This is a genomic window from Rhodococcus sp. MALMAid1271 (genome assembly GCF_049195265.1).
Lineage (GTDB): Bacteria > Actinomycetota > Actinomycetes > Mycobacteriales > Mycobacteriaceae > Rhodococcoides.
The window spans coordinates 57,149-74,399 of record NZ_JBMIRQ010000047.1; the positions used below are offsets into that span (position 1 = coordinate 57,149).

Here is a 17,251-nt window from a genome sequence, read left to right on the forward strand (position 1 = left end):
TCGGTGGTTGAAGGAAGGAAGATCGAAACGAGGTGAACTAGGTCCCTCGGGACCAGAGCTTCTTGAGCGAGTTGGGCGACTGACCTCGGCTCGCTGCGTCGCGGCGACGCTGATCGAAGTAGACCGCGGCAATCAGCACCGCGCCGACGGCGACCTGCTGCCAGAAGGGCTGAACCCCGACGATGACGAAACCGTTCTGCAGGACCGCCGGGATGAACAAGCCGACGACGGTTCCGAACATGGTTCCGATACCACCGAAGAGGCTCGTTCCGCCGATGACCACGGCCGCGATGACATTGAGGTTGGTCTGCGACTGTCCAGCGATCGCAGTGGTGCCGTACTGAGACAGCGACAGAATGCCTGCCAGTCCGGCGAGAGTGCCCGAGAGCGCATAGACCTTGACCAGGTGCATGTCGACTTTGATGCCGACCCGGCGAGCAGACTGCTCCTTGGATCCGACGGCGAACGTGTAGAGGCCGAATTTGGTGCGGTGCAGCACGATTCCGAAGATCACCACGAGCACCAACGCGATGCTCGAAATCAACGGAACGGTGGTGGCCGGGAAGTTCCCGTAGCCGATCGTGTCGACCAGAACCGGTGGTACATCTCGGATATCGACGCCACCGGTGATGACCTGCGACAGGCCGAGCGCGCCGCCGAGCGTGCCGAGGGTGACGATCAACGGTGGCACGTTGGCCTTGCCGATCAGAAACCCGTTGAGCAATCCCCAGCACAGGCCGCAGAACAGCGCCACCACGATTCCGATGGCGGCCACTCCCCATCCGTCGCCGCCGATCGCGGCCATCGTCTTGGCCGAGACGACACCGGAGAACACGAGGACCGATCCGACGGAAAGATCGATGCCGCTGGTGACGATGACGAAGGTCATGCCGATTCCGAGGACGGCCAGGATGGAGACGTTCTGGATGATCTGGCGAATGTTTCCCCACTCGGGGAAGCTGCCGGGCGCCATGATCGAGAACACCAGGCAGATGGCCGCCAGCACCAGCACGATCTGAAAGACCTGGACCCGGGCCAACTTTCCGAGCGACTCGACGAGGTCGAACGTGTGTCGGGACGGCTTGTTGCCGGGAGGCAATGGTTCGAGCGATGGGGTGATCGTCTGATTGCTCATCGTGTGGCTCCGGTGGTTGCGCCGGTCATCGCACCGACGAGTTCTTCCATGGTCGTGTTCTTGGCATCGAGCGTGGCGACGCGTTTGCCCATCCGCAGCACCTGGACGCGGTCGGCGACCTCGATGACATGCGGCATCGAGTGACTGATGAAGACCACTGCCACGCCGCGGTCGGCGACTCTGCGGATGGTGTCGAGAACGTTGCGGGTCTGCACCACTCCCAGGGCCGCCGTCGGTTCGTCCAGGAACACAACGCCTTTGGCCCAGGCCACCGCGCGGGCGATCGCGATGGCCTGCTGCTGACCACCCGACATGGCTCCGACCGGGACGGTGAGGCTGCGAACCGTCGCACCGAGTTCGTCGAGTGCGTCCTGGGACTGCTTGCGCATGGTCGCCACGTCGAGAAATCCGAGATGCCCCAGCAGGCCTTTCGCCGGCAGTTCGCGGCCGAGGAACATGTTCTGCTGAGCATTGAGGTGCGGAGCGAGTGCGAGATCCTGGAACACCGTCTCGATGCCGAGTTCTGCTGCCACCGTGGGACTGTCGAGATCGACTGCTTTGCCGTCGAACAGGATCTCGCCGGTGTCGACGGCGAGGCTACCCGAGAGCGCCTTGACCATCGTCGACTTACCCGCGCCGTTGTCGCCGATGAGGGCGACGACCTCGCCCGGGTAGATGTCGAAGTCGGCATCGTCGAGGGCGCGCACGTTTCCGAAGCTCCTCGCCAATCCTCTCGCTTCGAGGATCGGTGTCGCAGCAGGTGCAACGGTGGCCATGGATACTCCTCGGTCGAATGTGAAAAGTCTTCAGGTGGGGAAGGATGTCCCCCGCCGATGCCGGTTCAGCACGGTCCGGGAACCGGGTTTGCGCGGCAGGTCGAGCTCCTGTGGCGCTCGCTGTGTTAACGAGTGTGACCCACACGACTCGCATTGTCACGTGTTTCGCGAAAATTCATGTCACCGGTGACATGGCGTCCTCGCTCCACCACCTCGCCGCCGCAGCCGGAAGGCTGAATCCGACCATCCGGCGATGCCCCTGAACAGCCACAACGACCGAACTGGCCGATTTCCGTGCCGGGAGATCGAAGCTGCGGTACCGTCCATGACACCGATGACATACGAATGCCGAAGAGGACCGATGACATCGATGACATGACCACTCGGAAACAGTGAAGGTAGACCTCATGGCGAAGTTCGACGGTCGCAAGATCTTGGTGACGGGCGCCAGTGGCGGCATCGGCTCGGCAACCGTTCGGCGACTGGTGCACGATGGCGCAGACGTCGTCGCCGCGGGTCAGTCGGTCGACGCACTGGATCAACTGGCCGCCGAGACCGGCGCGACTCCCCTGGCATTCGATCTGACCTCCGAGGACAGTGTGCGCGAGGCCGTCGCGGGCCTCGAGCTGTACGGAGTGGTCAACTGCGCCGGTTTCGGCGGCGAGATCGCCACCCCTCAGGACACCGACATCTCGATCTTCGACAAGGTCATCTCGATCAACGCGCGCGGTGCCCTGCTGGTCATCAAGTACACCGCGCCGGCCATGATCGCTACCGGTGCCGGTGCGATCGTGAACGTGTCGAGTCAGGCCAGTCTCGTCGCGTTGACCGGTCATGTCTCCTACGGTTCCTCGAAAGCGGCACTGGACAACATCACTCGCGTCTCGGCCCTCGAACTCGGCCCCCACGGCATTCGCGTCAACGGCGTCAATCCGACGGTCGTCATGACCGAGATGTCTGCGTTCTATTGGGGTCGCCCCGAGATCGAAGAGCCGTTCCTGGCGCAGATGCCGCTGGGCCGATGGGCTACCGAGGACGAGATTGCCGCGCCGATTGCCTTCTTGTTGAGCGATGATGCTTCCATGGTGACCGGGGTGTCGTTGCCGGTCGACGGCGGATACACCAGTCGCTGACCGAACGAGTACGACCGAACGGGGGTAGATCATGACCACTATGCAAGATGTCGCAGCGCTGGCGAAGGTGAGCGCCAAGACCGTCTCGCGGGTGTACAACAACGACCCGCATGTCGACCCCGATACTCGTGCGCGCGTCAGCAAGGCACTCGAGTCACTCAACTACGTGCCGAACACGATGGCGACGTCGTTCCGCAACGGGCAGGCGGCGGCCATCGGTGTCGCCGTGCCCGACATCGACGATCCATTCTTCTCCTCCATCGCCCGGGCGATCGAAGAACGGGCCCGCGGCAACGACATGGCGGTTCTCGTCACCAGCCTCGGCCACGACGGCGATCAGGAACAGGCGCTGGTGGAGTCACTGCTACGCAAGCAGTTGAGCGGTCTGATCATCGCGCCGACGGGTGCCGATCACGGCTATTTGGAACGGTGGATAGACAAGACCCCCACGGTCTTCGTGGACCGAGCTCCCGACGGACTCAAAGCCGACAGCTTCGTCGACGACGATCACGGCGGGGCCGTGTTGGCGACCGATCATCTGCTTCGACTGGGACACACTCGCATCGCTGTCATCGGCGACAGTGTCAATATTCCTACCAGCCGCAATCGCTTGGTGGGGTATCGAGAGTCGTTGCAGGCGAGGGGAATCGAGTTCGACGATTCCCTCATTGCGCTCGGCGTTCTCGACCGCGACGATGCGCGCCGTGCTCTGACCGCGCTGACCGCGCTCGACGATCCACCGACTGCGTTGTTTCTCTCCAATGCACGCGTGGCCATGGCGTGCGTGCCCGTGCTGCAGCAGATGGAGCTACTGCACTTGGCTTTCGTAGGGTTCGGCGACTTTCCGCTTGCCGACGCAGTGATGCCCCCGGTGACGGTGATCGATCAGAATCCCGCTCGGCTGGGCCGGTTGGCCATCGAGCGGCTGCTGGGCCGAATCGAGAACCCCGGCAAACGCTACAAGCGTCGCAACATCCTCGGCGTCGAGCTCATCGAACGTCGATCCTGCACTCCTGGAACCGATCACCGCCGAGACTGATCCTGGAGAGCCTGACCGACCAGGTCGACCTGCAGCAGAGTCGACAGCTCGGCATCTACCCGTAGGTGGGGAACGAGCGGCTTCTCCGCCGGGGCATCCATCGGCCGTCGAGCATCCCGCGCCGCTCCGCGCGCTGCACGTCGGCGGGCCAACAGTTCGGGTGAGCCATCGACGTGCACCACCATCGTTGCGGCCGGGGCCACGCTCGAAACCAGCCGATCCCATTCGGCACCCGCAGCCAGTTCGCGAGTGAACGGTGCAATGAGGACGGGCCGCTGACCGATCTCCACGAGGTCGCGCGCGGCGGCGAGCAGCACCGCGTAACGGCCGACTCTGATTCGTTCCGAATGCGGGCCGGCACTGTTCCAATGCGGTCCGCCCGTGATCGAATCCAGTTCATCCAGAAGCGGATTGGTGAGGGTATCGAGATCGAGCAAGGGGACGCCGAAGCTGCGCGCCAGCTCGCGCCCCAGGGTGGTCTTTCCGCTTCCCGCAGCACCCGCGACGACAAGAACCGGCAGTTGATCCCGATCGATCACAGAAACGTCTTGACAGACACGAGGCATAGCGGCAATCATACAAGACAACGTTGTCTCGCAGTGGCAGTACAGCGGGCACACTTCCTCCGATCGAGAGTTCACGTGACCGAGCGCGCAAGCATCAAAGACGTCGCCGCCTTGGCGGGCGTCAGCTTCAAGACCGTCTCACGCGTCGTCAACGGCGTGGACACTGTCCTGCCCGAACTGCGCGAACGCGTCGAGGCCGCGGTGCAGACCCTCAACTACGTCCCCAATTCGGCTGCGCGCTCGCTGAAATCAGGATCGGGCAACACCATCGGGATCATCGTCGACTCGATCGACGACGTCTTCTTCGCATCACTGGTCAGTGCCGTCGAGGACAGGGCTCTCGAACACGGTCTGGCCGTCATCGTGGGCAGCACCGGTTTCGACGCCCAGCGCGAACGTGACCAGCTGGCGCTACTGGCCGGCCAACACGTGCGGGGCATCATTCTCGCGCCTGTCGGCGACCACAGCGACTTCCTCGTCCCTCGTCGTCGGACGCTGCCCACGGTGACCATCGACCGCTCGATCGAGGGATTCGATTCGGTCATCGTGGACGATTACGGTGCCGCACAGCGCGCTGTCGAGAAGTTGGTCTCGAGCGGACACACCCGAATTGCGTTGCTCGGCTTCGATGATCGACTACAGACCGCCCAGTTGCGCCGTCAGGCATATCTCGACGTCCTCACCGACCTCGGCCACGAGCCCGAGGCTGCTCTCGCTCCCCCGGTGTCCCATGCCGCAGACTCGGTGCGACCTGTCGTGAAGAAGCTTCTGGCACTGCGCAACCCACCGACCGCCTTCTTCGTCGCCAATGCCCGACATGCCACGGCCGTGGTGTCGGTGCTGCACGAAATCGACCGCACCGACGTGGCGATGGTCTCGTTCGGCAACTTCTCGCTCGCCGACGCCGTCAGCCCATCGGTGACTTGCATCGACCAGGATCCGTATCGCATCGGCACCGTGGCGTTCGATCGTCTGGTGCAGCGTTTCGACGATCCATACCTCGAGCCGGAGCAACAGATCACACCCACCACGCTGGTGGAGAGACTCTCGCATGCACTTCCCCTACCCGTACAGAAATGAGACCAACTCCGTGAACCCCAGACTTGTTGCGGGACTGGACCTCGGGAGCACCGGCGTCAAAATCCTCGTCACGGACGAGGACGGCACCGAACTGCTCATCGAACAGAGTCCAACCCCATGGCACCACGGCCCGGGCGGAACCACCGACCTCGCCGCCGAGGATCTGCTGTCCACCGTCGGGCATTTGCTCGATGCCGTCGCACGTCGACTACCGGAGGTGACCGGTGACGGTGCGTCACGCATCGATGCGATCGCAGTATCGGGAATGGGTGAGACGGGCTTCCTTCTCGATGAAGACAACGTTGTCCGAGCACCTGCGTTCGCGTGGTTCGATCCCCGAGGACAGCAACAGGTCGACGCCCTACCCCAGGATCTCCGTGACCGGTTCGCCGGAAAGACGGGCCTTCCGGTCGGCGTTCAGGTATCGGTGGTCAAGATCGCGCACCTTCGCGACAACGGCCTGAACCTGGCCGGGCTGCGTTGGTTCAATCTGCCCGAGTTCGTCGTGTTGTCCCTCGGCGGCCGCGCGGTGGCGGACTATTCGCTCAGTTCCCGAACCGGGCTGCTCGATCAGGACACCGGCGAGCCGTGGACGGAAATGTTGACGCACTTGGGCGTCGGGGCCGAGTTCCTCCCACCCCTGGCCGACGCCGGTACCGATCTGGGATTCGCGACCGGGCCAGCCGTACCCGACGCAATCGCGGGGGCACGGTTGACCGTGGCCGGTCACGACCATCTGGTCTCCGCGGTATCGGGTGGGGCAATCCCCCACGACCGATATCACGTGTCGATGGGAACCGCCGAGGTGCTGCTGCGAGTGCTCGAGGCTCCACTGACTCCCGCTGCGCGCAGCAGGCTGGCCGAGCATTTCATCAACTCGGTCCGACACGTGGTGCCAGGGCAGCATGTGCTCGTGGCGGGAGTCAAGACCGGATTGCTGATGCGACGGGCGTTGCAACTGTGCGACATCAGCGATCGAGCCGGGCGCGACCTTCTGGACGAGCGGGTGCGCGCATTGCCTGCCGGCGGCCCGTTCACCGACGGCGGCATCGACGTGGCCGGTGCCCGCAACGACGACGGGGTTCTGTCCATCACGATCCGCACCGACGGAATCGATTCGGCGGAGCTGTTTCGTTCGATTCTGTTGCACGGCAACGATGAAGTGGCGCGACTCGTCGCGGCGCTCGACGCCGAGGTGCCACCGGCCACGACCACGTTGCTGACCGGAGGCTGGGCGGGCATGACAAGCGTGCGAGACGCCCGCGCGCAGGTCCTGCCGGACGTCTCGGTCTCGACTCGCTCCCAGGACACCGCGTACGGCGCAGCACTGTTCGCAGCGCGACTACTCACGCTCATAGAAATCTGAGCCCACATCTCTGCAGTGAGACAACGTTGTCCCACTCGCTCTCGACCCCAACCCATCACCAGGAGAGAACAATGAACGAACTCACCACCCTCGAACGTCGCGGAATGGCCGCCATCTCCACCGCCGACGGCAACATGCTCATCGTCGCCGGTGATCAGCGCAACGGGATGAAAGCGGTCATGAAGGACGCGACCGACGGACCGGGCTCGATCACCGTCGAGCAACTCGCCGAGGCCAAGGCCGATCTGGTTCGCTACCTCGGCAATCACGCCCCGGCCATCCTGCTGGACCCGGAGGTGGCACTGCCGAAGATCGTCGACGACGGTGTGCTCTCACGCAACACGGCCCTGGTCGTCGGCATGGACGCCTCCGGCTTCGAGGAGACCGATGGTCTGCGCTACACCCGCTTCGTCGACGGCGTCACCCCACGCGTAGTGCGTGATCTCGGCGGCGATGTCGCCAAGATGCTCTTCTACATGCGCCCCGAGAAGCAGGGCCTCGATTCCCGCGTCGCCGAGGAGATCCGCGATCTCGTCAAAGCCTGCGCCGCCGAGGGCCTGCTGCTCATCGTCGAAATCCTGACCTACAAGCTCGAGGACGAATCGGAGGAGGACTACAAGGCCGGCTTCGGCAAGATCATCGCCGATTCCACCCGCATCTCCGTCGAATGCGGAGCCAAGGTACTCAAGCTCCCCTACCCCGGCTCTGCCGAGGCCTGCGCAGCCGTTACCGAAGCGGCACAGGGTGTTCCGTGGGCCGTGCTGTCGGCGGGCGTCGATCACGAGACGTTCATCGAGCAGGTCCGCATCGCCGTCGCCAACGGTGCACGCGGAGCGATGGCAGGCCGATCACTGTGGAAGGACAGCATGGCCGTCTCCGCCGAGACCCGTGAAGACCTACTGACCAACCGCGCCCTGCCCCGGCTGCGTGAGCTGAACGAGGCCGTCGACAACTGACATCGTCCTTCGACCGAGCCCGGACACCCATTCTCGGGCTCGGTCGACGCCGTTCTGGGTAGCGTGAAGCCATGACTCACCCCTCGACGCACCTCGATATCGTTGCCGCTCCCGGCGTGTTCGCCGATCTCGCGACGGCGCAGGAAGTGGTCGCGAGGGCGCTGTCGGCCCGAGGACTGACGGGCGGAATCGTCGACGCCGCAGCGGGTTCCGACGAGGCGATCGTCGTCCCCGGTGACGGGATCCCGATCGACGTGCCTTCGTACAGCAGTGTGGTTCGGGTCGATCTGGGCCAGTGCACACCGGACAGATCACCGGGCATCCGCGCTCACATTCGCGGCCGTGGTCTCGACGGTCTGCGGTTTGCCATCGACAGCGCGTACTTCCACCGCTTCCATCCCGGAACGAGGCTGAAGTATGGAAATCACCCCGAGCAACGCGTCGAGCTGCGGTTGCCCGAGGGCGACGGCCCCTTCCCTGTCGCGATGCTCATCCACGGCGGGTACTGGCGTTCGCGGTGGGAGTTCGATCTGATGGACGCGATGGCCGTCGACCTGACCCAGCGCGGATACGCCACCTGGAACGTGGAATACCGTCGACCCGACGAGCACGGCTGGGACACGATGACCGGCGATGTCGCGGCAGCGCTTGCTGCGTTGAAGACTGCACCCGACTCACTGGACCTGTCTCGAATCGTCCTGATGGGCCACTCGGCGGGCGGCCAGTTGGCACTGCGACTGGCCGCCGATTCCGTCGGGACATCGGTAGCACCTGCCCTTGCCGTCAGTCTCGCCGGCGTTCTCGATCTGCGGGTCGGCGACGAGCGGTGGCTCGGCGAAGGTGCCGTATCGAATGCGATCGGTGCCCGATTTGCTGACGCACGCGATACGTACGAGGCGTCGTCGCCGATCTCGAGGCTTCCACTCGGAGTCCCGCAGCTGGTGGTCAGCGCTGTCGACGACGACCCCAATCTGGTCGAGATCAGCCGGGCCTACTACGCCGCCGCGTCGGCCGGAGGCGATTCGGTCACCTCGGTCGAGGGGCCGGGTGGCCATTTCGCCGTCGTAGATCCCTCGTCCGAGATCTGGGGCGAGATCATCTCTGCCGTCGACGCGTCATGGGCAGTCACCTGATCGTCAGTCGTCGGTGATCGCCAGGATCACGCGCGGGTTTCGGCGTCCGGCGGGTTGGCCACGGTCGCCAAGTTACGCACCCGCCTCCCCGGAAGTCCGTAGTGTGAATGATGTGACGCGCGGCACAGCGAGGTGCGCGGCGGAGACTTCAGGAGCGCGATCGATGAAGAGCACCATGCAGGACATCCCACTGTCCATCGGCCAGCTGGTTCGATTCGGGACGTCCATCCATTCCTCGGCCGAGGTCACCACCTGGACGGACAGTGGCCCCACCACGGTCACGTTCGGGGATTTGGGCAGGCGGGCAGCGCAACTGGCACACGGCCTGCGATCGATCGGCATCGACGACGATCAGCGCGTCGGCACGTTCATGTGGAACAACGCCCCGCACATGGAGGCCTACATGGCGATTCCCGCGATGGGCGCAGTGCTGCACACGCTGAACATTCGACTGTTTCCCGAGCAGCTCACCTACATCGTCAATCATGCCGAGGATCAGGTGATCATCGCCGACGCGAGCCTGATCCCCTTGCTCACGCCACTGCTGCCGACGTTCGAGACCGTGCGGCACCTCGTGGTCGTCGGCGTGGACCCGGCACAGGTGGATGCACCCGACGGTATCGAGGTGCTGGGCTACGAGGACCTGCTGGCCGGACGGCCGGAGGACTTCGATTGGCCTGAGCTCGACGAACGATCCGCTGCCGCAATGTGTTACACCTCCGGCACCACCGGAGATCCCAAGGGGGTCGTGTACTCGCATCGCTCGATCTATCTGCATTCGATGCAGGGGTGCATGACCGATGCGATGGCACTTGCACAGTCCGACACGGTGCTGGCCATCGTGCCGATGTTCCACGCAATGTCGTGGGGTCTGCCCTATTCGGCGCTGATGGTCGGTGCGTCGCTGATCATGCCGGACAGGTTTCTGCAGCCCGACCCGTTGGCGGAGATGATGTCGACGTTGCATCCGACGGCCGCGGCCGCTGTCCCGACGATCTGGCAGGCTCTGCTCGCTCACCTCGACGAGCATCCGGCGGATCTGTCGAGTCTGCGTGACGTGGTGGTCGGCGGTGCGGCCTGCCCACCGAGTCTGCTGCGGGCATTCCACGACAAGTACGGCGTCCACATCTCGCAGGCCTGGGGCATGACCGAGACATCCCCTCTGGGTACCTCCGGAAAGCCCGACGCGGGCATGTCCCCCGAGGACGAGTTCGACTTGCGTTGCACACAGGGCAGATTCGTCGCCGGGGTACGAGCGCGACTGGTCGATGACGCCGGCACCGTGTTGCCGTGGGACGGCACCTCCGTCGGTGAACTCGAGGTGCGTGGCCCGTGGATCACCGGCAGCTACTACCGCGCCGACGCGGACGACAAGTTCGACGACGGCTGGCTACGGACCGGTGACGTGGGCACCATCTCCGAAGGCGGCTACCTCCGGCTGACCGATCGATCGAAGGACATCATCAAGTCCGGCGGCGAATGGATCTCCTCGGTCGAACTCGAGAACCAGGTGATGGGGCATCCGGCGGTGCGCGAAGCCGCAGTGATCGGTGTGCCCGATCCGAAGTGGGACGAACGGCCGTTGGTGGCTGTCGTCGTCCGCGAGGGAGCCTCGGTGACGGCCGAGGAACTCAAGGAGTTCCTCGACAGTCGCGTCGCGCATTGGCAGTTGCCCGAACGCTGGACGTTCATCGACGAAGTACCGAAAACGAGCGTCGGGAAGTACGACAAGAAGCGACTACGGAGTTCCCACGCCGACGGGGCGTTGGAGGTCATCGAACTGGTCTGACTGGCACCTCCGTCGGCGACGGCCCCCGGGTGTGTGGCAGATTGCTACACTGGCGGTACTGCTGCGGCGATAGGACACCACCATGGGCACCACCTCATCTCTCCGTATCGACGATGACCTGTATGACGCTGCGAAAGTGGCCGGATCATCGTCGAGCCGAAGTGCATCGCAGCAGATCGCACATTGGGCGCTGATCGGTCGAGAGATGGAGCTTTCACATCGCGTCTCGGCACGCGACATTGCCGATGTTCTTGCAGGTAAAGCACGCTATGACGACCTCGCGCCGTACAAGCAGGCAGTCGTCCGCGCGGAGTGGACCGAACAGATCGAATCGGCGACGGAATCGCTCGACTTCGAGCGTGAGTTCACTGCAGAAGGTCGCTCGTACGTCGAATCGGACCTGGACGGCAACGTCCGGTGGAGCGAGCCCAGGTAAATCTCCCTCCCGAGACAGCCCATCGTGATCACAACGGACTCGGACCCGGTTCTACACCTACTCGCTGGACCCAACGGTGCAGGCAAAAGCACATTCAACGCACGCGTTCTATCGCCTGTCATGCATCTTCCGTTCGTCAACGCCGATGAGATCGCGAACGCTCGATGGCCCGGCGAAGAGTCGGCTCATGCTTACGACGCGTCCCGGGCCGCTGCCGAGATGCGCGTCCAATATCTCTCGGCAAGAGCATCTTTTGTCACCGAAACTGTCTTCTCGCACGAGTCCAAGCTCGAACTAGTTCAGTCCGCGGTCGGTGCAGGCTATTTGGTGACGCTGCACATCATCGCAGTTCCCGTCGAAACGGCAGTGGCCCGAGTGCACAACCGAGTCGATCACGGTGGACATTCGGTTCCAGAGGCGAAGATTCGCGAACGGTACGACAGGCTGTGGCCTCTCCTTCGCACTGCCATCGAGACGGTTGATCGCGCTCAGGTGTACGACAATTCATCGGCACGACGCCCATTCCGCACTGTCGCCCGGTTCGATCGCGGGTTACTCCTAGGACGGGCCGAGTGGCCGAGTTGGATGCCGCCGGCCCTGCGTCGATAGCTGCCGACACCAGCCGTCAGGGCGACACAACAGTTCCGCCCGTTGACCTTGGGTTTTACATCGGTAGATCGATGCTGCACGTCGAAGTAGAACAATGGCGCTCTGAGCTGGAGGAATTCGACCTTCGGAGGTCCGAATTCACGTCCGCGACGGTGCCGAGTCATCGACGCCACCGGCCAGCTCGGCCTGGCCGACCGAGATGCGCGTGATCATCCAAGAAGAACGACCGCACTCCTGCGCGCAGCTGAGGTTCACCGATTCCGACGGCCTCCAACTGAGTGCGTTCGCCCCCGACGCGCGCGTGGTCGGATCCAGGATCTCGACTTGATGACTTGGCCTCAGATACTCGGGTCCGCCGTGCATCCACCGTCACCATGTCACTGCTATTGGACAGTGATCGCGCAGCGCGAGTGGCAGCGTGAAGGCTGCCGTGATCTACGTGCAGTTGTTCCGTCTCACTACATCGTGGTGCCGAACAGCCCCAAGTGGCCGCTTTCGAGGGTGACCGGCTGAGCGTCAGGTGTGGTCAGCGCCTCAGGTGCCGAGGTCGGACATTCGGTTTGTCGAAATTCGAGCGAGGGTATGAGCCGTCTACCAATCGAATGACACGCTCTTGTGGGCGCACGAACCGAGTGGGAAACCGAACGAGCTCCACCACCGAATGTGAAGGACAGGAAAGACCATGCCACTCGTGCGAATCGACATCATCGAGAACCGTCGTACTCCGGACGAGGTGAAGAAGCTCGCCGACATCGTCCAGGACGTCATGCGTGAGACCTTCGATGCCCCAGCGCGGGACCGCTACCAGATCATCACCGAGCACAAGCCCGGCAACCTGATCGCCGAGGACACCGGCCTCGGCTACACCCGCACCGACGACCTCGTCATGATTCAGATCACCCAGCAGGGCCGGGACGAGGACAACAAGAAGGCCCTGTACTCGACACTCGCCGAGCGGTTGAAGGAGCAGACCGGGCTTTCGGGCGATGATCTGATCATCGCGGTGTCCGAGAACACCCCCGCTGACTGGTCCTTCGGGCACGGGGTCGCCCAGTTCTTGGAAGGCCAGCTCTAGCCCCGCTGCGCCGACCGACCGAGCGTGGCCGCGACACAAACCGAACGAGGTCGGCTGCCGGCCGACCTCGTTCGCTGGAAAGATCCAGGTCCGTCACCGCACCTACACCTTTCCTATGATGTGCTCGTGCCTCCTGACCGAACCGACAGCAACCTCGCAAAAGTGATTCCACTGTTCGGTCGCCGGGGATCTCGAAACACCTGGGACTTCGCCGACGTCGTCGAGCCGGCAGTGGAGTCCCCGGTCGTAAGGATGACGCCCCACGACATCGAGCTCGCACCACCAGACGCCGACGACGAGATCGCAGCGCTGACGGCATCGAAGCCGATTGGGCAGCTTCGTTCGCTCCTCGGCTGGCTCGATACGTCACGACCGATCACCGGCAGAGGTGTTCCGCGGCCAGGGTCGGTTCGCGAGCTGGCGAAAGCCGTCGACGTGAAGCTGGATCGGCGTGCGCTGAGGTCGAGATCGATGCTCGAGATCCCCGGTTTGATGACACTGTGGGATGCGGCGAAGGCAGCAGGATTGATCGAGCTGACCTCCACCACTGCGATTCCCGGTCCGCATGCCCACGAGTTCGCCCACTCACTTCCCGGTTCCTTGACCGCTCACCGAACGGCCCTCTCGCACATCATCCGTCGTCACTTCTTCACCGAGGATCCCCTCCGTCCATCCCCAGCTGTCGATGTCGTCGCCGGACAGATCGTTCTCGCCGCAATGACGGACACTCCGCGGACGCGGCTCCCTGCAGTCGGCCCCGCCGGCTCCGGGGATCTTTACGAACACATCGAGGCACTGATACTCCGCGGCATGCTTGATCAATTCATCGCCGACGGGTGGCTGGTCTGCGACGACAAATACATAGTGCCGCAACCATTTCGACCCGCCGTCCTGGATGCGATGAAGTCACTGCCTTACTACCAAACCGGCGCCGCCAACAGATGATCATCACCGGGTAGTTCTTCGCGGAGCTGCCGGACTTCACAACATCTCGTCCGCCAGACGCCGTCCAGCTTCCCTCAACCATCGTCGCGGATCCGCCACGGCCGCCTCCACGCTGCCGGAAAGATCCGTCAACGACACGGTCCGCACCTCGACATCCGAAGTTCACCACACCGGCGACCACTACCACCGGAACCGAAGCGTCCAAACATATTTGGACGACATGTCCGACGATTTTGCCCGTCAGCGACGTGCGATCGAACACGCCCTCACCCGTCACCACGAGGTCGGAATCAGAAACAGCAGCCGACAGCTCTGTCAGCACCGACACCCGTTCCGCCCCGCCGGATACACGAGCCCCCCAGCGCGCACAGCCCAAATCCGACTCCGCCCGCAGCACCGGTTCCCGGCGTGGACGGGTCGGCCGACAAGCCGGCGTCGGCGAGCACGCTCGAGTGCGTACGGAACGAGCCGAGCCAACCTCTCCTCCACTCGGACCCGGGCTCCGACGAGGTCGCGATCGGGCATGCCGCCCATGACCATCACGAGCTCGGGCGCGCCGAGTTCGGCGGCTTCATCGAAAGCCCGAAAGTTGTCGTCGAGACCATCGTCATCGATCGCCGTGAGGAACCCGCCGCGGCACACGCTCGACACCCGCAGACCGGCGTTGGAGATCAGCTTGGCCGACTCGCTGACGCCGGCCTCCTGGATTCGATCCCGCCACGGGGCCACCGCACCCAACCCGGCTCGTGCGGCACCCTCGACGGCTTGCTTCAGCGTCCAGGAATTCATCGTAATGGTGTTGAGAGACAGTGCTGCGTAAGGGTTATCGCGGTCGTACGTTGCAATACTCACGACGCTACCCCATCATGGCAGCAGGTTCGCGAGGCGGTCTGTGGCGGCCTCTGTTCCGAGTTCCTGCCTGAGCGTTGGATATTCGAGGTAAAAGCGGATCCATTGGGTGAGGACGACGGGATGGACGTCGAAGAATCGGCAGTCGATGAATGCGCCTGAGAAGAGGCCCGGCTGTTCGTCCAACCTCAACTTGCAGGTCTTGGTGTGCTCGAACGGTTCGCCCCACGGCACCATCACTCCGATTGCGGGCGGCCATGTCGGCTGCAGCAGAACCGACGCCACCGAATTCCACGGAATGCTTTTCTTGAAGCCGAGGCCCTGCTGAACGATCCCGTCGAGTGTCAGTTCGATGCGGGGCCGTCCCCTCGCACTGCGGATAAGTGCGGCCCACGCGACAAGGAACGGGATAGAAAATAGCGAAAAAATGATCAGCCCGCCCGCTTCGCCGGTCGAAATGCCGAACATTATGAGTGCAATTGCTACGAGTAGCACCAAAAGCATACTCAACCTGAGTACCCCGTGCGTGTATCGGACCGTTGACGCAGCTGCTGTTCGACGGACGCCGAATCCAGTGCGACGCCCCGCACGATGGATGAATCGCATGGCCGGGATCAGGCCTAGTACAACACCGAAAAGGATCCCTCCGATGTCCGGACTAGAACCTTCTGGTCCCGATGCGCCGTACACGAACGCGAAGGCAAAGAATTCCAGAAATAACACGCCTGCAATGAATTTCAGGTCGATTCGGTTGTCGTGGACATATTCTTCTGCTCCACTGGTCGGTGCGTCGAACGTATTCATCCGGTCCCTATCCTTGTGGCAGCAGGTTCACGAGGCGCTCGGCGGAGGTGCCGGATCCGAGTAAACCTCGGAGTTCGAGATGGTGGAGGTATAGCCAGATCCATCGGGTCAGGACGACCGGGTCGACGTCGAAGAAGCGACTGTCGAAGAAGGCCGATGACGTCCTGGGCCACATGCTGCGACGTCCAGTGGATCGAAGGTTCAGAAGAGTGCATCCCACACTCCTGTCGTGAGGTCGGAAATCGCATTCTTGGTGTCAACTACAGCACCCCAGCCCTCCAAAGCTGCAGTACCTACCTGGTCCGTTCCATTTACCCATAGGCTGTCGACCATTCCCGAGGTAAAGATGCCGACTGCGGCACCCCCCGCTGCGCCTAGCACGGTCCCCACGAAAGGGACCGGAACCAAGGTTCCAATGAGCGCGCCTGCCGCGACAGAGGCACCAAACCCCAGGCCGCCTGCGATCACCGCCTGATCGACGGGTTTTCCCTCGTAGATGTCGTAGGCGATGCTCAGTCCGGCGAGCGCCCCACCTCCTCGCAGGCCCCAAGACTTTGTCTTGGCCTCCAGTTCGGCTACAGATTTTGCCAGGTCATCGCCGAGATTTCGCGCCATCGTCGATGCGTCGAAGTCGCGATAAACCAACGCTCTGGGTGATCCGTCAGGTGCATTGCGGGCAAGGTCGGCCCACTTCAGCGCCTCATCCAGGTGGAACTTCGAGTTTTTACCCATCAACCAGCCGTCGACTTCCGCCAGCCCTTGGGCTACTCCGACAAGTATTGAACCACCGTAGAAGAACGTTTTGGCTGACGCAGACAAGTAGTCGGTTTTGAGAGTTTCGCCTGCTGCTGTTTCATATTCGCGTAGTTCGGCTGCCTGACCTGCCAGCACGATATAGAGGTTGTGTAGCTCGTCGTCAGACGGATCGAGGATGATGTCGTCCTGGACAGTCAGCCCGGCAGTAGAGGCGTTTGACCGCACATCCCGCATACCGTCGTGCAATGCCTGTAGTGCCGCAGCGAAGGCGTCGACCTTGGCGGCGTAATCTGCTGCGGCAGTGGCCAAGTCAGAGGCACACGCAGTGGTGGTAAGTGCCTGCACGGAGAAGGCCTCTGATGCCGGGCCATCCCATCCGGCGTCTGTTCGATTTCTGGTGGTATCAAGCGTGTCGATGGAGGTGCGCAGGCCATCGGCGAAGCTGTTGCGAAGCCACCCGGCCACGGCCCGCACAGAGGCCACGCTGCCGTCGACCTTCGTGTCGATGGGCACTTTCACTTCTCCCAGAGCGCAGCGTTGACTTCGTCGGCTGTGGCGGCGTCCTGGGTCTCGTATTCGGAGGCGCACTCATCGAGTGCGACCGAATACGACGCCAATGCTGTCTGCAGTTCGCTGCCGCGACCGGTGAACAGCGCCAGTATCCCGGCCAGCGCCGGCGCTCCGATACCGGTATCGGCGGCGTCGGGGATCGACGACGCTGCGGTGTCGAAGTCGTCGGCAATTTTCATCATTGCGTCCGCGGAATCGCGTAGCACCGCGACGTCGACGTACAGGGTCATGTGT

18 protein-coding genes and 1 pseudogene are annotated in these 17,251 nt (G+C 63.2%); 11 read left to right on the forward strand and 8 right to left on the reverse strand.

Annotated elements, in window-relative coordinates:
* Positions 1–37 precede the first annotated feature (37 nt).
* Both ACOQFP_RS04040 and ACOQFP_RS04045 read right to left on the reverse strand, forming a co-directional pair.
* Positions 38–1,135 (reverse strand): ABC transporter permease, encoded by a 1,098-nt coding sequence (locus tag ACOQFP_RS04040; RefSeq protein WP_206492700.1) that lies wholly within the window; start codon positions 1,133–1,135, stop codon positions 38–40.
* Positions 1,132–1,911 carry an ATP-binding cassette domain-containing protein gene (locus ACOQFP_RS04045; protein ID WP_421583528.1) on the reverse strand — a complete coding sequence of 260 codons (780 nt, stop codon included), beginning with the start codon at positions 1,909–1,911 and terminating at the stop codon, positions 1,132–1,134. The genes ACOQFP_RS04040 and ACOQFP_RS04045 overlap by 4 nt, the downstream gene beginning before the upstream one ends.
* Positions 1,912–2,318: 407 nt before the next feature.
* Here ACOQFP_RS04045 and ACOQFP_RS04050 point away from each other — a divergent pair, with 407 nt between their 5' ends.
* The gene (locus ACOQFP_RS04050; RefSeq protein WP_421583529.1) at positions 2,319–3,044 is read left to right on the forward strand and encodes an SDR family oxidoreductase; all 726 of its coding nucleotides are present in this window, start codon (positions 2,319–2,321) and stop codon (positions 3,042–3,044) included.
* Positions 3,045–3,075: 31 nt separating this feature from the next.
* Positions 3,076–4,083, forward strand: coding sequence for a LacI family DNA-binding transcriptional regulator (locus ACOQFP_RS04055; protein ID WP_421583530.1), 1,008 nt, complete (start codon positions 3,076–3,078; stop codon positions 4,081–4,083).
* Here the strand turns inward: ACOQFP_RS04055 and ACOQFP_RS04060 are convergent.
* On the reverse strand, positions 4,068–4,622 hold the full coding sequence (locus tag ACOQFP_RS04060; protein WP_421583531.1) for an AAA family ATPase: 555 nt from the start codon (positions 4,620–4,622) through the stop codon (positions 4,068–4,070). The two genes, ACOQFP_RS04055 and ACOQFP_RS04060, sit on opposite strands and share 16 nt — an antisense overlap.
* Positions 4,623–4,724: 102 nt before the next feature.
* Between ACOQFP_RS04060 and ACOQFP_RS04065 the strand changes: the two genes are divergently transcribed.
* The 9 genes from ACOQFP_RS04065 to ACOQFP_RS04105 all read left to right on the forward strand — a co-directional run bounded on the left by ACOQFP_RS04065 (position 4,725) and on the right by ACOQFP_RS04105 (position 14,038).
* Positions 4,725–5,729, forward strand: coding sequence for a LacI family DNA-binding transcriptional regulator (locus ACOQFP_RS04065; protein ID WP_421583532.1), 1,005 nt, complete (start codon positions 4,725–4,727; stop codon positions 5,727–5,729).
* A 10-nt stretch (positions 5,730–5,739) separates the two neighbouring features.
* Positions 5,740–7,095: an FGGY-family carbohydrate kinase gene (locus ACOQFP_RS04070; RefSeq protein WP_421583533.1), complete on the forward strand. Its 1,356-nt coding sequence runs from the start codon at positions 5,740–5,742 to the stop codon at positions 7,093–7,095.
* A 71-nt stretch (positions 7,096–7,166) separates the two neighbouring features.
* On the forward strand, positions 7,167–8,051 hold the full coding sequence (locus ACOQFP_RS04075; RefSeq protein WP_421583534.1) for a hypothetical protein: 885 nt from the start codon (positions 7,167–7,169) through the stop codon (positions 8,049–8,051).
* Between the two features lie 71 nt (positions 8,052–8,122).
* Positions 8,123–9,184, forward strand: coding sequence for an alpha/beta fold hydrolase (locus ACOQFP_RS04080; protein ID WP_421583535.1), 1,062 nt, complete (start codon positions 8,123–8,125; stop codon positions 9,182–9,184).
* 163 nt (positions 9,185–9,347) lie between these two features.
* The gene (locus ACOQFP_RS04085) at positions 9,348–10,973 is read left to right on the forward strand and encodes a long-chain fatty acid--CoA ligase (protein WP_421583536.1); all 1,626 of its coding nucleotides are present in this window, start codon (positions 9,348–9,350) and stop codon (positions 10,971–10,973) included.
* Between the two features lie 82 nt (positions 10,974–11,055).
* Positions 11,056–11,409 (forward strand): TA system antitoxin ParD family protein, encoded by a 354-nt coding sequence (locus tag ACOQFP_RS04090; protein ID WP_206492710.1) that lies wholly within the window; start codon positions 11,056–11,058, stop codon positions 11,407–11,409.
* 27 nt (positions 11,410–11,436) lie between these two features.
* Entirely contained in the window at positions 11,437–12,018 is a 582-nt protein-coding gene (locus ACOQFP_RS04095) for an AAA family ATPase (protein ID WP_421583544.1), read from the forward strand.
* Between the two features lie 682 nt (positions 12,019–12,700).
* The gene (locus tag ACOQFP_RS04100) at positions 12,701–13,093 is read left to right on the forward strand and encodes a tautomerase family protein (RefSeq protein ID WP_421583537.1); all 393 of its coding nucleotides are present in this window, start codon (positions 12,701–12,703) and stop codon (positions 13,091–13,093) included.
* 126 nt (positions 13,094–13,219) lie between these two features.
* Positions 13,220–14,038: a hypothetical protein gene (locus ACOQFP_RS04105; protein ID WP_421583538.1), complete on the forward strand. Its 819-nt coding sequence runs from the start codon at positions 13,220–13,222 to the stop codon at positions 14,036–14,038.
* A 214-nt stretch (positions 14,039–14,252) separates the two neighbouring features.
* On the opposite strand, the pseudogene ACOQFP_RS04110 reads toward ACOQFP_RS04105, so the two are convergent.
* The 5 genes and pseudogenes from ACOQFP_RS04110 to ACOQFP_RS04130 all read right to left on the reverse strand — a co-directional run.
* A pseudogene (locus tag ACOQFP_RS04110) lies at positions 14,253–14,435 on the reverse strand (glycerate kinase); the annotation flags it as partial.
* Positions 14,354–14,890: a sugar phosphate isomerase/epimerase family protein gene (locus ACOQFP_RS04115; RefSeq protein WP_421583545.1), complete on the reverse strand. Its 537-nt coding sequence runs from the start codon at positions 14,888–14,890 to the stop codon at positions 14,354–14,356. The pseudogene ACOQFP_RS04110 and the gene ACOQFP_RS04115, both read right to left, overlap by 82 nt.
* 12 nt (positions 14,891–14,902) lie before the next feature.
* Positions 14,903–15,691, reverse strand: coding sequence for a hypothetical protein (locus ACOQFP_RS04120; RefSeq protein WP_421583539.1), 789 nt, complete (start codon positions 15,689–15,691; stop codon positions 14,903–14,905).
* A gap of 201 nt (positions 15,692–15,892) precedes the next feature.
* Positions 15,893–16,960, reverse strand: a complete 1,068-nt coding sequence (locus tag ACOQFP_RS04125; protein ID WP_421583540.1) for a hypothetical protein — start codon at positions 16,958–16,960, stop codon at positions 15,893–15,895.
* Positions 16,961–16,962: 2 nt separating this feature from the next.
* Positions 16,963–17,251: hypothetical protein (locus ACOQFP_RS04130; protein ID WP_421583541.1), on the reverse strand; the 289-nt coding region annotated here is incomplete at its 5' end.

Bases quoted from the DNA above. Each gene is read 5' to 3' on its own strand.
- ACOQFP_RS04080 (WP_421583535.1), top strand. From the start codon at position 8,123: ATGACTCACCCCTCGACGCACCTCGATATCGTTGCCGCTCCCGGCGTG.
- ACOQFP_RS04050 (WP_421583529.1), top strand. From the start codon at position 2,319: ATGGCGAAGTTCGACGGTCGCAAGATCTTGGTGACGGGCGCCAGTGGC.
- ACOQFP_RS04075 (WP_421583534.1), top strand. From the start codon at position 7,167: ATGAACGAACTCACCACCCTCGAACGTCGCGGAATGGCCGCCATCTCC.
- ACOQFP_RS04100 (WP_421583537.1), top strand. From the start codon at position 12,701: ATGCCACTCGTGCGAATCGACATCATCGAGAACCGTCGTACTCCGGAC.
- ACOQFP_RS04120 (WP_421583539.1), bottom strand. From the start codon at position 15,691: ATGAATACGTTCGACGCACCGACCAGTGGAGCAGAAGAATATGTCCAC.
- ACOQFP_RS04045 (WP_421583528.1), bottom strand. From the start codon at position 1,911: ATGGCCACCGTTGCACCTGCTGCGACACCGATCCTCGAAGCGAGAGGA.
- ACOQFP_RS04085 (WP_421583536.1), top strand. From the start codon at position 9,348: ATGAAGAGCACCATGCAGGACATCCCACTGTCCATCGGCCAGCTGGTT.
- ACOQFP_RS04055 (WP_421583530.1), top strand. From the start codon at position 3,076: ATGACCACTATGCAAGATGTCGCAGCGCTGGCGAAGGTGAGCGCCAAG.
- ACOQFP_RS04090 (WP_206492710.1), top strand. From the start codon at position 11,056: ATGGGCACCACCTCATCTCTCCGTATCGACGATGACCTGTATGACGCT.
- ACOQFP_RS04040 (WP_206492700.1), bottom strand. From the start codon at position 1,135: ATGAGCAATCAGACGATCACCCCATCGCTCGAACCATTGCCTCCCGGC.